We start from the raw sequence: 15,631 nt of genomic DNA on the forward strand, positions 1-15,631 counted from the left end.
TTGTAACACCGGTCTACCGCCCCGTGTGCTCTTTCGCCCGATCGGGGCATTCTCATAAATTAGCTGCAAACCCGATTGCGGCCCGTGCGCTTGGCCTCATACAGTTTCTGGTCGGCCGTGTGGCGCAGGTCGGTCGTGCTGGCGTTGTCGTCGCCCATCGTGCTCGCCAGTCCGATGCTGATCGTGAGGTTGACCGGGGTGGTCTCGAACCGGAACTGGTGCTCGGCCACCGCTTCGCGGATGCGCTCCGCGACCTGCAGCGCGCCCTCGAGCGTCGTTTCGACCAACACGACGACGAACTCTTCACCGCCGGAGCGGGCGAACAAGTCTTCCTGGCGCACGATCCCGCGGATCACGCCCGCCAGTTCGCGGAGCACGAAGTCGCCGCACAGGTGGCCCAGGCTGTCGTTGATCGTTTTGAACTTGTCGATGTCGATGGCCAGGACCGAGAGCGGCCGGTGGTGCCGCTGGGACCGCACGACCTCGCGCTCCAGGAACTCGTCCAGGTATCGCTGGTTGTGGATCTGCGTCAGCCCGTCGAGGATCGTGAGCCGGTAGATCTCTTCGTGGTACTCGGCCTCGATGTTCCCGCCCGCGAGGTAGCGGTACAGGCAGTTCCCGACCCGCAGGTAGTCGCCGTCGCTGAGCAACCGGGAGGTTTCGAGCTGTTTGTCGTTAACGAACGTGCCGTTGGTGCTGTTCTGATCGGACACGTGGTAGCCGTCCACGGCCGGTTCGATCAGCGCGTGCTTGCGCGAAACGGAGTGATCGGTGAGCCGGATGTCGCTGTCTTCCCCGCGCCCGAGGACGAGCGGCCGGTCGGTGAGCGGGTACCGGCACCCCATCGTCGGGCCGGTCGGGTAAATGTGAACCAGGCACGCTTCGCGTTTGGCCGTAAACAGTTTCTTCGGCGTGGAAACCCACGTCTCGGTGACCTTCTCGGCGATGACGCGCCCGGACGACGACATTGGTGGTGCTAGTCGGGGAGTGGGTTGTTCAGCCACTAGCACAATAGTAGGTCACAGAACCGGGGCGAGTCAAACGCGCCCGGTTCTTCCGGGAGGTTTGACTCGATTCCCGCACAGAACTTACCAACCGCAATTTAGTACAGACGCGAACAATTATTGCCGGGGTACAATCGGCGGCGACACGATGCCATTAATCTTCGCTCGCGGCTTGGTAAGGTCCACGAGGATCGGTTCGCGGGTCACAATCTCTTTCACGTTCCCGGCCGCGTCGCGTGCCGTGGCCTTCAGGTACACGCGGGCCGGGACGCCCACCGGGACGCGCCACCCGTACTGCCCGGTGTTCGCCAGGCGCTTCGCGATCGGGGCGTCCATGCCGGTGGCCCGAACCACCGGCTCGTTCCCGGTGGCGGCGACCGGCTTCCACGGCCCGGTCGCGGAATCACTCCACTCCAGGGTAATGGGGTCGTCGCCGAAGTTGCGGTCGCTGGCCTTCCACTGAATGATGAGCGTGTCCAGCGCGTTCGGGTCGGACACCGGCGCGAACAACTCGAGTTGCGGCGGGGTCACGTCGAGCACCACGCGCATGTCCGGCGCGTCCCCCGCGGCCGGTTCGCGCTCGCTCAACCCGGCGCCGCTCACGGGCACCAGGCGGAACCCGTAAGTGCCTTCGATTTGCGGGTTTTCCTTCGCGTCGAGCGACACGCGGACCGCCCCGCCCTTGCCGTCGTGCTGGCTCCACTTGCTCCACGAGCGCCCGTCGTCGCGCGTCACCCACAAATCGACGCGGCTGATGCCGGACGGCCCGCGCTGTTCGAGGTCGAAGCCGAGGTCAAATTTCGGGTAGTTGATGGCCTGGGCGCGCGTCAATTCGACCATCGGGTTGGTACCGCCGTTCCACCCACCGGCCGGGGTCGCGCCCCCAGGGGCGGGAAGCGGAGGGGCCTTCGGATCGACGGTCGCGAGCGGTTGCGGACCGCCCGTCTGCACCGGGCCACCTGTTAGCGGTGGATTACTGGGCAGCGGCTGCCCCTGCCCAGTGAACGGTGGGGTGCCGGGCAGCGGGTTGCTCGGCAACGGCGTACCGGCGGGCGGCTCCGGCTTGAACGTCGGCACGACCGGTGGTTGCGGGGACACCGGCCCCGGTCCCGGTGGGATAATCGGAGGGCCGATGGGCGTACCCGGGCCGGGACCGGCCGGCACGAGGTTCGACGGCGGGGGCGGAGTAAAAGCCCCCGCGCCCACGGCACCCGTCCCCGCGGGCGGAGCGGGCGGTGTTTCTTTAAGACTGGTGGAAGCGTTCGCGTTACCCGCCGGGAAGTCGTGGGTGATCTCGGTCACGTTCTTGGCGACGTCCACGGCGGTGATCTTCACCGTCACGCCCTCGGTGATCCCGCTCGAGAACCCCACGCCGTTCGGCGACGAGGGGTGAATCGTGACTTCCTGCCAGAACCCGTTCGGGTTGTTCGTGGCGCGGAAATGGACCTTCGTCCCCGCGTCGTTCGGGAACTTGTCTTCGATGGCCCACTTGACGACGATCTCGGCGCCGTTCCGCTTCGCATCAGTCACGCGGACCTGCGGCGCGGTGGTGTCGACCACCATTTTCAGGTCCGGCGGGTCGCTGGTGAGTTCGGCCGGGTCTTTGTTGCCCTTCAAGTCCACGATCTGCATCTTGAACCAGTACACGCCGTCGTCCTTCGCGACGAACACGAAGGCGTCCTTGTCCGGCGTAACGAACCCCTCCTGGTACCACGTGTTCTCGCCGTTACGGGCGACGTAGAGGACGACGTGCCGGATCGTCTTGCGGTCCTTCTTGTAATCGATGGGCAGCTTGATGTTCCGCGCGTTCATTGCGTGGTAGTCGGAGCCGACGGGCTGGCCCATCGTGAGCCCGAGCAGGGCGGCGGCGGCGAACGTCATGACTCATCCCCGGCGTGCGGAACGGAGCGCCCGCGTGGGCGCGAGCTGTATCGGGTGTATCGGCTGTGCCGGTAGAAGAATTCAGTATTTCGCGCGAGTCTCCAGAATTCATTCAAGTTGAATTCTCGAGCCGCGCAAGAACGGGCGGGGTTCCGGGCGGTAGAGACCATCAAGCAAGGAACGGGTAATGACCTCCGACGAATTGCAGCAACTCCTGGAAGGCGTGCGCACCGGGGCGATCGACGTGACCGACGCGACGGCCCGGTTGGGGCGAGCGTCGGTCGCGGAGCTGAGCTTCGCCACGCTCGACTTGGACCGCCAGCAGCGGTGCGGGTTCCCGGAGGTGGTGTTCGCGGAGGGGAAGACGGCCGAGTGGGTAGAAGGGGCGGTTCGGAGGCTCTCGGAAGCGGGGCAGGACTGCTTCGTGACGCGCGTAAGCGCGGAGCAGTCGGCCCACCTAGCTACTCACTTCCCGCACGCGGACCAGGACCGGCTCGCGCGCACCTTCTGGCTGCCCCTCGCGGGCGAGCGCCCGGCCCCGGTCGGTAGGGTGTGCGTCGTCACCGCGGGTACGAGCGACCTGCCCGTCGCGCAAGAAGCGCTCGTCACGGCGCGGGTGATGGGCGCGGGGGTGGAACTCATTGTGGACGTGGGCGTGGCCGGGCTGCACCGCATCTTGCGGCAGCGCGAGCGGCTCACCTCAGCGGACGTGGTGATCGTGGTCGCGGGGATGGACGGGGCGCTGCCGAGCGTGGTCGGCGGGCTGGTGGACTGCCCGGTGATCGCGTGCCCGACGAGCATCGGCTACGGGGCCGCGTTCGGCGGCGTCGCGGCGCTGCTCACGATGCTGAACAGTTGCTCGGCCGGCGTGTGCGTGGTGAACATTGATGCGGGCTTCAAGGCGGGCTACGTTGCCGCCCGCTTCACGAAGCGCCTTCAAACACCGAGCGCCCGTGGGTGATTCGGGCGGTTCGCGGCACTCGTTACCGGGCGCGCCCTTCAAGGCGCCGGCGGCATGCTCGCGGGCGAGAGCGGGCCGGGCGCGAGCGGCGGTTGCACGGCCAACTGGGTGCCGGAAGCCGTGGGGGAACCGGGCGGGGGCGGGGGCAGGAGCGGCGCGTCGAGGAACGCGGGGCCGTTACTCACGAGCGGGTCTTTTAGGTTCGAGGGCACGCTCCCAAATCCCCCCGAGGGGGAAGCGGCACCAATCGGGGAGGAACCGCTCGGGTACACGCTCGGCACGATCGGGCTGGCCGGCGCACCGATCGTTCCCGGGTTCCCGGGCTGAGCCGACGTGTTACCGAACGTTTGGGGCGGGCTCGTCAGCGAGTTGGAGCCGGTGCTGCCGTACCGCTGCGGGGTGATTCCGCCGGTCTGCTGAATGCCGCCACCGCTGGCACCCGCGCCGAAGGCCGGCGCCCCACCGGTCTTGGTGATCGACTGGCCGTTCGCCCCGATCGGGGGCGTGCCCGGGAGCCCCGGCCCCGGTTGCTTGGTGACGAGTTTGTCCTTCTTATCCTTGTCGGTGTTCATGCACCCGACGAGGCCGGTGCAGAGCAGCACCCCCAACCCGGCCGCCGCGCCCCGCACCCATCGCCCGCGCGTTCCTTGCGCCATGTTTCCGTTCCCCCGAACTCGACCGGAACTGGTTCCACCTCGCGACATCCGTGCCGCCCGGCTGGGACTCGTTCGTTTCGGTTGGGGGCAATAGCGGTGAGTAGAAGCGGAATCAAGCCGACCCGCGGAGTGGGACCACCCGCTCGTTGACACTCGCGGTTCGCCCGAGCCTTTTGGCGAACCGCGAGTGTCAACGAGCGGGTGGATTTCGCCATCGTTCACCAAATACGCCGACACGAGCAGCGATTGCCGCTCGTGTCGAGATGAACCGAAGTTCGGTCGAGTTAGCGCCCGCCGGGCGCCGGGTTGCCGGGAGCGACCGGGGCGGGGCCGCCACCAATCGCGCCCCCGCGGCGCGCTGCGCCCTCCGGGTCTTCCTGACTCGCCAGCTCGCGCGGCAGCGGGAACGCCGGGTCCGGCGCGAAGTATTGTGGGTAGTGCTCCAGGTACCGCGGGCTGGGCAGCGTCATGCCGCCCATGACCGTTTGGCACCCGCTGGAGCACGTCAGGGTCAGGCCGAGCAAGGCTGCGACGCTCGCCAGCCACCGCCGATTGGTTCGCATCTGAATCCTCACTCCCGTTCCATCGCGGCCCCGACGCGCCCCAACGCGCGGGTGACCGGTGATGCCGCTTGTATCGACCGGAGTGGTACTGCGGCTTCAACTAAATTTTGCGCCCGTGCGAGTTGGTTCGGTACCGGGGTGCGTTCCGTCGTTGACCGAGTTGGGGTTCCGTCCTAGCATGGCACCCTGTCGCTTGTCGCCCCCCAGATGGACGATCTGACGGATGACCGTCGCACGGAACCCCAGCCGCCCGCACCCGTTACCGCTCGAACTGCGGTGGGATGCCCGCTCCCCGCTCCCGGCGCGCTGGGTGCTCCCGGACGGCGCGCGGCCCCCGGTCCCGGCCCGGGCCGCCAGAGCGCCCCTGGATTTCACCGCGGGAATGCGGGTACTGTGCGAAGACGTGGTGGCCCGATGCGAACCCCTGCACCACGTCCACATGCCGCGCGTGCTGGTCACATTCACGCCCAGCCGCAACCGCAGCCGGTACGGGCTCCAGGCCCGGGTCACGCCGCTCCGGTTCCGCGACGGGGCGCTCACCCGGCGCCACGGCCCGACCGATTACCAGGTGCAGCGGTTCTTCGTGAACGGCCGCGAGATGCTGTACGTGCTCACGTTCTGCTTACCGCGGTTCATCGACCAGCCGTTCCGCGAGAAGCTCATCACGGTGTTCCACGAACTGTACCACGTCGCGCCGGCGTTCGATGGCGACCTCCGGCGCCACCCCGGGCGCTACGCGGTCCACTCGCACTCGAAGGACTTGTACGACTCGCGGATGGCGGAACTGGTAGACGACTACCTCGCCGGGCACCCGGAGCCCGGGGTGTTCGCGTTCCTGCGCACGGGCTACCGCGACCTCTGGGACACGCACGGCGGCATCACCGGGGTCGTGGTCCCGCGCCCGAAGTTACTGCCGGTCGGCGTGGCGTCGCGCCAGGCCGCAGCACGCAACCACGGCGACGAGAACGAGTAGCACGCGGTGCTCAACGCGCCGCGTGCGGGGCCGGTACACCGAGGAAGTCCGCGATCCGGGCCGCGTTCGCTTCCGCACGGGCGCGGTCCGTTTCATCCGTCCACCCCACCCGCCCGACGCGCACGCGGCGATCCGCGAAAACGATTTCGATGTGATGACTGTCGGCCGAATCGCTCGAAGATGACACAGTCAGTGCGACTCCGGCCGCGCCCACGAGTGATTCACTTCGGCGGTCGATTTCCAGTCTTTTCGTGTGTTTGTCCAGCACAATCGGGCCGGACACGGCCCAGTACCACCCGCCGGCGCCGACGAGCAGCGCGAAACTCAGCGCCGCGTACCCCCACGTGATCGGTTCGCGTGCCAGCGCGTTGAGATCGGCGGGCGGGAGTTGCGCGGCGCGAACCCCCGCAACGACCCAAGCGCCGCCGAGGAAAACGCAGGCGAGAACCGGTACAAGTACCGTGCCCCGGGTGGGGCGTATCGTGAGCCGGTCACCGTCTCGAACGAGTTGACAGCCGCGCATGAACCCTCGATTCGGATCGGGCAGAACCGCGAACCGCATTCACCTTCTCCCCAACGTTAGAGCGCATTTTGAACGGACGGTACTCCCGCACGGGTCGGGCCGTTCGTGGGGCAAAAATCCGGTAACACTCGCCCCGCGTTCCCGCTCGCTTGGCAGACCGGGCACGTCGCCCGGCCACACCAAAAACAGCGCGGGGGGAGTCCGATGCGGGCGTTACTAGCGAGTGTTCTCGTGGTCGGTTTGAGCGCCGGGACCAGCAGAGCAGCCGACGAGACCTACACCATCAAGCTCTACAAGAGCAAGGAAGGCACCAAGAACACGCACGAGCGGAGCGAGAGCAGCAAAGCCAGCACGGTCCTCGAAACTGACGGATTGAAGAAAGAAGAAAACACAGCGAGCGGCCTGAAAGAGACCTACACCGAGGAAATCCTGGAAATCGATGCCGCCACCAAACAGGTCACGAAACTGCAGCGCACGTACACCGTCGCCGAGAAGACCGAGAAGGGCGAAACGACCAAGACCGTGTACGCCGGGAAAACGGTCCTCATTGAAAAGAAGGGGAACGAGTACGTCCTCAGCATCGACGGGAAGCCCCTCACGGAAGACGAAGCCCCGGACCTGGTCAAGACTTACCGCGACAAAAAGACCGACGAACCGACGAACGAAGACCTCATGCCCGCCGAAGCCGTTAAAGTCGGCCAGAGCTGGAAGATAGCGGGCGCCAAAAGCGAGAAGTTGTTCCAGGCGCTCGGCGACGGGAAAGCCAAATACGACGCGGACAAATCGACGATCGAAGGGAAGCTCCTGAAGGTCTACAAGAGGGCCGGGGCACAGTTCGGCGTCATGGAACTCACCGTGACGATGGTCGTGACCGAGATCGGCACGGGCGAGGAGTTCGTCCGGACCACAGCGGACAGTAAGATGGTAATGAAAATCACCATCGACACGTGCATCGACGGCACCGTCGAATTCGAGGACAGCACCGCGGACATCGACCTCGATATTGCCGCCGAAATCCCCGACGCCGGGTCGATCGCGGTTCGCGGAACGATGACGCTCAAATCGAAGATCGGCGCGCTGAAGAAATAGAACCGTCCCACTGGGGTGCCCCGCACCCCTGACGGCTTACCCGGTCGCCCACCCGGGATTCAACCAACACACGTCTATCCTCAGCTTTCCGTCTTCTTCGTTCTGATACCTGCCCTCTGATCTCAGTTCTCTGCCTTCTGCTCTCTGTCCCGGTCTTCTTTTGTGCCCTTTGTGCTTTTTTGTGGCCATTCGGTCTTCTGTCTTTATTTCGCAGACGTCGCGTGCGGGACACCGTTTGGTGGTGGGGCGGGTTCCCGGAGTTCGGTCAACCACGCATCGTCCCAATCCTGCGCGGGCGCGCCGGCGGTGGGCGCCGGGGGCGGGACGTAGACCCTTCGCCCGAACAGCAGGAACACGGCCGGCGTCACGATCTGGTCCATGAGCGTCGAAGTGAGCAACCCGCCGATCACGACCACCGCGAGCGGGTGGAGGATCTCCTTGCCCGGTTGCCCGCCCCCGAGCGCGAGCGGAACGAGCCCGATCACCGCGACGCCCGCGGTCATCAGAACGGGCGCCAGTCGCTCCAGACTGCCGCGCACGATCATCGCTTCTCCGAACGGTTCGCCCTCTTCGCGCATCAGGTGAATGTAATGGGCGATCATCATGATTCCGTTGCGACTCACGATCCCGATGAGCGTGATGAACCCCACCCAGTGCGCGACCGAGAGCGTTGTGGCCTGTGACCACACGTGCGGCCACTTCCACCACGGCACCCCGTGCAGTGCGACCGGGTCCGGGCGGTTGATGATGAGGAGCGCAGCGACCGCACCCAGACCGGCGAGCGGAACGTTGATGCCGAGCACCATGAGTGCGGCCCGCCACGAACCCAGGCACCGGCACAGGAGCAGGAACACGCCGACCACGGCGAGCGCCCCCAGCGCGAGGAGCCGGCCGTTCGCTTCCTGCTGGGCGCGGTACTGGCCGTCATCTTCGATCCGGTACTCCGCGCCCTGCGCCCTGAGCTTCTCTTCGGCGGGACGAATGGCCCGCTTGATGTCCGCGACTACGGTTCCCAGGCTGCGCCCCTGCACGTTGCACGACACCACGATTCTGCGAGCCACGTTCTCGTGATTGAGTGTGTTCGGGCCGGTCGTGTCCAGTACGTCCGCAACTTGATCCAGCGCGACGCGCTTGCCGGCCGGCGTGTCGAGAACCGTTTGACCGATCACGGTGGGTGAGTTCCGCGCGGTCTCGTCGTACCACACGACCAGGCTGAAGTATTTCTCCGCGTCCAGCACGGTCGCGACGACGCGGCCCTTGTAGGCGGTCTCGAGCAGTCGGGCGACGTCGCCGGGCGCGAGCCCGTACCGGGCCGCCTCCGCCACCTTGACGCGGAGCCGCACCTGCGAAATTTCCACCTGCGGTTCGACCTGGAGGTCCACCACCCCGGGAACCGCGCTCATCGCGTCGCGAATCTCCTGCGCCGCGTTCCGCAATTCCTGAAGGTCCGGGCCGAACACTTTGACCGCGACCTGAGCACGCACCCCGGACATGACGTGGTCGAGTCGGTGGCTGATCGGCTGACCCACGTTCGCGTTCACGTTCGGGATGCCGCTCACGCGGTCGCGGATGTCGGAGAGCACCTGTTCGTGCGGCCGACCGGATCTCTCAACGCCGTACTTGTGCAACCCCGGGACCGCACGCAGCAGCGCGTACCCGGCGCCCGGCTTCGGGTGCTCGTGCGGGGTCAGCCGGACGTCGAGTTCGGACGTGTTCACGCCCTCCGCGTGTTCGTCCTGCTCCGCGCGCCCGGTGCGCCGCGACACCGACACGACCTCGGGGATTTGCAGCAGCGCGTGCTCGGTCCGTTCCGCGACGCGCCCGCTCTCGGCCAGACTGGTGCCCGGCGGGAGCTGGAGGTTCACCGTGACCGTGCCCTCGTTGAACGGTGGAAGGAACTCACTCCCCATTCCGAACACGGCAAAGAGTGAAGCCGCAGACAGCAGAATCGCGGCCCCCAGAATCGGGCGCGGGTGCCGCAGAGTGAACCGCAGCACGCGGGCATCGAGCCACTTGAGCGCGCGGAGCAAGAGCGGATCGCGCGGGTGCGCCAGGGATTTCGCGCGCCCGAGTAAAAGGGACGCGAGTACCGGCGTGACGGTGAGCGACACGACCAGCGACGCGAGGAGCGCGACGAGGTACGCGAGGCCGAGCGGCGCGAACATCCGCCCCTCCAGCCCCGACAGTGCGAACAGCGGCATCACGACGAGGCACACGATCAGCGTGGCGTAGACGATCGAGTTGCGGACCTCGCTCGACGCCCGGAAGATCACCTTCAGTGGCGGGTCCGGGACCGGCTTCTGCCGGTTCTCGCGCAGCCGGCGAAAGATGTTCTCCACGTCCACGATCGCGTCATCGACCAACTCACCGACCGCCACCGCGATTCCGCCGAGCGTCATCGTGTTAATGGTGATCCCGAAGTAACTGAACACCAACACCGTCACCATAATCGAGAGCGGGATCGCCGTCATTGTGATAACGGAGGTGCGGATGCTCGCCAGGAACAGGAGCAGCACGACGAACACCCACACCGTTCCGTCGCGGATCGCCTCCACCACGTTGTCGATCGCGGTCTGGATGAAGTCGGCTTGCCGAAACACCCGGCGCTCCACGATCGTGCCGGCCGGGGCGTCGCGCTGCAGTTCTTCCAGTGCCCGGTCCAATTTCGGGGTCAGATCGAGGGTGTTGGCCCCGGGTTGTTTCTGCACCGTCACGATGACCGATGCGCCGCCCGCGACCGCGTCCCCCTCTTTCACACGGGTGCTGCCCGCGCCGCGGCGAACCGGCCCGGCGAACCGCACGTCCGCGACGTCCCGGATGCGGATCGCGCGCCCGTCGCGCCAGACGATCGGCGTTTCCTCGATCTGTTCCGGGGTCAGCGCCTGCCCGCTGATGCGGATGAGCGACTCGCGCGGGCCGCGTTCCATTACCCCGCCGCCCGCCAGGACGTAAGCTTTTTCCGCCGCGTCGGTCAGTTGTTGGAGCGTGACCTTCTGCGCCGCGAGCCGCGCGGGGGTCGTCACCACCTGATACTGCTTCAGGTGCCCGCCCATCACCGTGACCTGCGACACGCCGTCGATCGCCAGCAGCCGGTTGCGAACGGTGAACTCCCCGAACGTCCGCAGTTCCATCCCGCGCTTCAGATCCTCTTCGGGCGTTTGCGCCGGGTCCGCGGGGCGCAAGCCGATGAGCATCACCTCGCCCATGATGGACGAGATCGGGGCCATCACCGGGTTGGCGTCTTGCGGGAGCCGACTACGGACGAGTTGGAGCCGCTCCGACACGACCTGCCGGTCCTGGTACACATCGGTACCCCAATCGAACTCGACCCAAACGACCGACAGCCCGATGCCCGACGCGGACCGGACCCGCTTCACCCCGGTCGCGCCGTTCAGGGCGTACTCCAGCGGCCGGGTCACGAGCGCTTCGACCTCTTCGGGGGCCAGCCCCGGCGCCTCGGTCAGAATGGTGACCGTCGGGCGGTTCAGGTCCGGGAACACGTCCACGGGCGTGCGCGCGAGCTGGTACGCGCCCGCGACGACGACCGCGAGGGCGGCGATCAGTACGAGCGCCCGGTTCTGGAGCGAGAACGCGATCACGCGATCGAGCACGAATCCGCCTCCCATTTATCGCAGTGACGAAAACGCCGTCATCAGCTCGTGCGCGCCCGTGGCCGCGACCGGCTCGCCCTCGGTCAGCCCGCGCGTGATCGTCACGAGCCGGTCGTCGGCCGGTCCGGTCTCAACGGAGCGCCGGTCGAACGTCCCGTCCGGTTTGCGCACGAACACATATGATGCGGTCCCGTCCGTCACGACCGCGGACCGCGGAACGGCGAGCGCCGGCGCCCGGCGCCCGAGTACGACCACGAGCCCGGCGAGCTGGCCGTGCAACAGCGGGTGGGCCGGGTCCGCATCGAGTTCGACCCAAACGGACTGGGTGCGGTTCTCCGCGCCGAACGTGCGCCCGCTGCGCGCGACGAGAGCCGCGCCCACGAAGTCCGGGTCGGCGACCAGTCGGACCCGCACGACCTGACCGGGTCGAATGCGCCCCGCGTCGCGCTCGGGCACGAACGCACGGACCGGGGCACGGGCGCTCGGGTCTCGAAGCTCGAACACCGACTCGTGCGCGGCCACGGCCTGCCCCAACACCTTGTCGAAGTTCACCACGATCCCGGCGAACGGGGCACGGATCGGAGCGAACCCGATGAGGCGCTTGTCGGCGAGAACCTGATCGATTTGCACCGGGAGCAGGCCCACTGTGAGGAGTTTGCGGCGGAACGTGTCTGACTGGTTCTTCAGGCTGTTAAGTTGGCTCTCCAGTTCCCACACGCGCGTCACCGCGACTCCGGCCCCCGCGTCCCGCAAGCGGTCGAGCCGGTCGGCCGCGAGAGCCGTTTCCAGGTGAACCCGGAGCAATTCCTGCTGAAGAACCAGGAGTTCCGGGCTGAACACTTCGGCCAGCACCTCGCCCGCAGTTACGGCCCGCCCGCGATCCGCCCGGATCGAGTGAACGGTGCCGGCGAGTTGGGACGCGGCGAATCCGCGGCGCGCGGGGGGCACATCGACGGTGCCCTCCAGTGCCAGCACCTCATCGAGTGCAACGAAGCGCGCCGGTTCCACGGTTAACCCGATGGTCCGCACCGCCTCGGGGCTCGGGCGCAGCACCGTGGGTGTAAAGAACGGCGCAAGTTCGTGCCCGCCGCGCGTAACCACGCGGTCGCCGGGGAAGACCCCGCCGCCAACGATCTCGACCCGCTCGCCGGCCGTTCGCCCGACCACCACCGGCACCTTGCGGTACTCCGACGACTCGGCCGCGTTCGCCTCTTCGACCAGAACGAACCGCTCCACCCCTTCGCGGAGCACTGCGGCGCTCGGGACCGTCGGGCGGCCCGGGGCGCGTGTGCCCCCCGGAGCCGAAGCGCCCATTCCGCCGGTGACCGCCGCCAATGCGGGCGCGGCCGGCGCCGCGTTCGACACGACGAGTTGCACCTGGCCAGACATGCCCGGCCGGAAGCGCGGCTCGGACCCGCTCGGGTTACTGAGTTCCGCCCAGACCGTGGACACGTTCGTTGTCGGGTCGAGGTACTCGCTCTTAATTCGCACTGTTGTGCGGACGAGTTCGCCCGGGTACGCGGCTAGGTGCAGTTCGACCAACTGCCCGATCGCCACGCGGCGTAAGTCCTTCTCCAAAACCTCGATCCGAACCCAGACGGTCGAAAGGTCCATCACCTCGGCCAGTTGCTCGGCCGGTTCGACCACCTTTCCGGTTGTCGCGTCCGCGCGGACAACGGTCCCGGACACGGGAGCGGTGACCGGCAGAGCCAAGCCGGGAAGTGCGGCGCTGCGCCGGATCACTTCGTCGAGTTGTGCGACGGACAGGCCCAACCCGAGCCACTTGCTCCGGGCGAGGGCGAGTGCATTGCGGTTCCGCGCCAAGCGCGTTTGCGCATCAATCACCAACTGTCCCGCCACGGCCCCGGCCTCGGCCGACTTGATCAGTTCCGCGACCTGCTTTTCGGCCAGCGCGATGTCGTTGCGGGCCGCGAGTACGTCGAGTTGCAGGGCATCAATTTCCAGGCTCTCGATCTCGGCAACAGTCGCCCCGGCCGCAACCGTTTGACCGGGTGTCACCGCCACGCGGACGACCCGACCCGGCACCCGGGCCGTAGCGAAGCCGTGGTTCGACCACGGCGCGACGAGCGAAGCGTAGGCCGACACTCGCTCTTCGATCGGCAACAACTCGACGGGTGCAGTATCGACATCAATGGCCGCTCGCGCATCGGCGGTGAGCACGAGGGTGCCCTTCTCCGCGTCCACCTGCGCGCCGCGCGTGGGCAGCGGCGCGTGCCCCTCGTGGGCCAGCAGCACCGCGGCCCCGATCGTGAGCACGCCCCCCACCGCAAGTAGCGCGGCGCGGCGGTGGGCTCTGGTTACTCGGGTGGTTGACACGATGAGCCTCCCGATCAGTCCTGGTGGTGGGCGTACTTACGGGGAACAAAGTCGTTCCAGCGGGCCGACACTTTTTTCCCGTCTACCGTGAACTCGAACGTGACCCGCAGCGGCACGTCCGGGTCGATCCACGGGACCGCCGCGACGAAGTGCGAACAGCGGTCCGAACCTTCCCCCGCGGGGCGCTCGTTTAGCGGCGCGGGTTTGAACTCGACCTTCTTGACTCCGCCCTCTCCGGCGCGGATCTGGACCTCCGCGGTGAACGACCCGATTGGGATCGCGACCGGGCTCGCGGCGGCATCCGCCGTCTCGAAGAACACGTCCAACTCGTGCCCGGTCTTCGACAGGTGTGCGGTCAGCAGCGCGTGATACGGCCCGGCGTCCGCGATGAGCAGTTTGTCTCGCTCGTGGGTGTGTTCCCCGTGCTCTTCCTTCGGGGGCACGGCCGGGGGCGATGCGGGAGGTGTTCCGCACCCGGCGAGCGCGATCACGGTGCATGCGATGAAACGTTTCATGACTCCCCCGTTCGTTCGGACCGGGCCGCCCGTACCCGAGTAAACCCACTAACCGGGTGCGGTGCGGCCTTCCCACCTTGGTATAGGAGTCACATTCACGGGGCTTTCGGCTTCGCTTTGGCCTTCAGGTCCGCTACCTTGGTCAGTGTCGCATCCGGGTTCGCTTCGGCCTTGCGCACGCACCCCTTGCAGCACACGAACACCGGTTGCCCCTTGATCGTCAGTTTGATTGGGGCGCCCATCGACCCGAGCCGCTCGTCGCTCGAGATGACGCACCACTCTTGTGCTTCCACCAGGGCTCGGTCCTCCGGGCTGAGCTTGGCCCGCTCCGCGGCGATTTCGTCCGCGGGCGCCTCATTGCCGGGCACATCGGGTTTGGGTGCGGTCGCGTTCTGCGCGGTGCGCTCCCCGCAACCAGCAAGTGCGAGCGCGAAGACCGCGACGGCGGCCGCCCGAGTAAGGGTGTAAGTGTTCACGAACATTGGCGTTCTCCGTGGTTGGGGTGGTGAGTAGTGAGCGAGTTACTTCTTAACGTACTCGGACGGATCTTTGATCTCGTTCGGTTTGGTCTTCGCGAGCTGCACGAACTCGTCGATGCACGGCACGCAGCAAAACTCGTAGGTCTTCCCGCCGACCACCCAGGTGAACTTCGAGTTCGCCAGGGTCATCGAGATCGGGCAGGTCTTGTCGCCCGGCTTCGGCTTGGCGTTGTGGTCGGACTTGATGCCCTTGAACTTCGCGGCCGGGGACGTGTTCCCGTTCGCCTTGATATCGGCTGCCGTGTACTTCCCGCCCGGCGTCAGGTGGAGGGCCTTTGCGTCCTCGCCGTTAGCGCCCTCCGGCATCGGGTCCGCGTCGTGGGCCGCGTTCTCATTTGAAAATGCGATTCGGAACCGCTCGGAACCGATCCGAATGTTGTTGATCGTGACGCGAACCGTCTTCCCCACGAGGGCCTCCGGCAACTGGCCCACGAACAGCGACGTCTTCCCGGCCGAATCACCCTTCTGCGGTTCGGCCGCGAACTTCATCTCCGTAGCACCGTCGGTCGAGCCGGCGACGGTGACGTACCCGGCCAGCTCTTGCACCTCGATCTCCTGAATCCGGGCCTCGTCCTTACCCAGCGTGTACAACCTCACCGCACCGTTTTTGGCGAACACGGCTTCGGCGTGATAGCTGTCCGCCCCGAGCGAGATGAGGGTGCCGCCGTGCGCGCCCGGCTTGTGCCCGTGTGCCTCGTCGGGCTTGGTGGGCGCCGCTTTCGTTTCTGTGGGTTTTTCGGTGGGTGGCGGACTGTTGTTGCAGCCGACGAGAACCGCGGTCGCGGCAAAGAAGCCACCAAACAAAACCCATTTACGGAACATGGCTATTCTCCCGCTGGGCCGGTTCGTGGGTGATGTCACCCGAACCATTGGCACAGCGTGCGTGTGAAAAATGGGATGCGATTCGTTCCCGCGGTTCGCCGCAGCAACGAACGAAGATAAATGTTTGGGCTCGTCACGCCGCTTGAAGCGGGGCGAA

The 15,631-nt window shown here is 66.8% G+C and carries 13 protein-coding genes; 3 read left to right on the plus strand and 10 right to left on the minus strand.

Annotation, left to right across the window (positions count from 1 at the left end):
• Nucleotides 1-59: 59 nt before the first annotated feature.
• Together J8F10_RS35385 and J8F10_RS35390 are read right to left on the minus strand one after the other, a co-directional pair.
• Nucleotides 60-968: a GGDEF domain-containing protein gene (locus J8F10_RS35385; protein ID WP_246524763.1), complete on the minus strand. Its 909-nt coding sequence runs from the start codon at nucleotides 966-968 to the stop codon at nucleotides 60-62.
• A 153-nt stretch (nucleotides 969-1,121) separates the two neighbouring features.
• A complete protein-coding gene (locus J8F10_RS35390) occupies nucleotides 1,122-2,885 on the minus strand; it encodes a hypothetical protein (RefSeq protein WP_210662686.1) in 1,764 nt (587 codons plus the stop codon).
• A 187-nt stretch (nucleotides 2,886-3,072) separates the two neighbouring features.
• Here J8F10_RS35390 and larB point away from each other — a divergent pair, with 187 nt between their 5' ends.
• The gene (gene larB, locus J8F10_RS35395; RefSeq protein ID WP_210662688.1) at nucleotides 3,073-3,846 is read left to right on the plus strand and encodes a nickel pincer cofactor biosynthesis protein LarB; all 774 of its coding nucleotides are present in this window, start codon (nucleotides 3,073-3,075) and stop codon (nucleotides 3,844-3,846) included.
• A 38-nt stretch (nucleotides 3,847-3,884) separates the two neighbouring features.
• Here larB and J8F10_RS35400 read toward each other — a convergent pair whose 3' ends face one another.
• A complete protein-coding gene (locus J8F10_RS35400) occupies nucleotides 3,885-4,502 on the minus strand; it encodes a hypothetical protein (RefSeq protein ID WP_210662690.1) in 618 nt (205 codons plus the stop codon).
• A 284-nt stretch (nucleotides 4,503-4,786) separates the two neighbouring features.
• On the minus strand, nucleotides 4,787-5,065 hold the full coding sequence (locus J8F10_RS35405) for a hypothetical protein (protein WP_210662692.1): 279 nt from the start codon (nucleotides 5,063-5,065) through the stop codon (nucleotides 4,787-4,789).
• 223 nt (nucleotides 5,066-5,288) lie between these two features.
• Between J8F10_RS35405 and J8F10_RS35410 the strand changes: the two genes are divergently transcribed.
• Entirely contained in the window at nucleotides 5,289-6,038 is a 750-nt protein-coding gene (locus J8F10_RS35410) for a hypothetical protein (RefSeq protein ID WP_210662694.1), read from the plus strand.
• Between the two features lie 10 nt (nucleotides 6,039-6,048).
• Here the strand turns inward: J8F10_RS35410 and J8F10_RS35415 are convergent, their stop codons facing one another.
• Complete coding sequence (locus tag J8F10_RS35415; RefSeq protein ID WP_210662696.1) at nucleotides 6,049-6,600, minus strand: hypothetical protein; 552 nt, start codon at nucleotides 6,598-6,600, stop codon at nucleotides 6,049-6,051.
• Between the two features lie 165 nt (nucleotides 6,601-6,765).
• Between J8F10_RS35415 and J8F10_RS35420 the strand changes: the two genes are divergently transcribed.
• Entirely contained in the window at nucleotides 6,766-7,650 is an 885-nt protein-coding gene (locus tag J8F10_RS35420; RefSeq protein ID WP_210662698.1) for a hypothetical protein, read from the plus strand.
• Between the two features lie 203 nt (nucleotides 7,651-7,853).
• Here the strand turns inward: J8F10_RS35420 and J8F10_RS35425 are convergent, their stop codons facing one another.
• The 5 genes from J8F10_RS35425 to J8F10_RS35445 form a co-directional block, all read right to left on the minus strand.
• Complete coding sequence (locus J8F10_RS35425; RefSeq protein WP_210662700.1) at nucleotides 7,854-11,261, minus strand: efflux RND transporter permease subunit; 3,408 nt, start codon at nucleotides 11,259-11,261, stop codon at nucleotides 7,854-7,856.
• Nucleotides 11,262-11,276: 15 nt separating this feature from the next.
• Nucleotides 11,277-13,598, minus strand: a complete 2,322-nt coding sequence (locus J8F10_RS35430; RefSeq protein ID WP_210662702.1) for an efflux RND transporter periplasmic adaptor subunit — start codon at nucleotides 13,596-13,598, stop codon at nucleotides 11,277-11,279.
• Nucleotides 13,599-13,612: 14 nt separating this feature from the next.
• Nucleotides 13,613-14,113: a hypothetical protein gene (locus J8F10_RS35435; protein WP_210662704.1), complete on the minus strand. Its 501-nt coding sequence runs from the start codon at nucleotides 14,111-14,113 to the stop codon at nucleotides 13,613-13,615.
• 95 nt (nucleotides 14,114-14,208) lie between these two features.
• Entirely contained in the window at nucleotides 14,209-14,595 is a 387-nt protein-coding gene (locus J8F10_RS35440; protein WP_210662706.1) for a hypothetical protein, read from the minus strand.
• 39 nt (nucleotides 14,596-14,634) lie between these two features.
• Nucleotides 14,635-15,474 (minus strand): hypothetical protein, encoded by an 840-nt coding sequence (locus J8F10_RS35445; protein WP_210662708.1) that lies wholly within the window; start codon nucleotides 15,472-15,474, stop codon nucleotides 14,635-14,637.
• Nucleotides 15,475-15,631 lie beyond the last annotated feature (157 nt).

The organism is Gemmata palustris, assembly GCF_017939745.1.
GTDB lineage: Bacteria > Planctomycetota > Planctomycetia > Gemmatales > Gemmataceae > Gemmata > Gemmata palustris.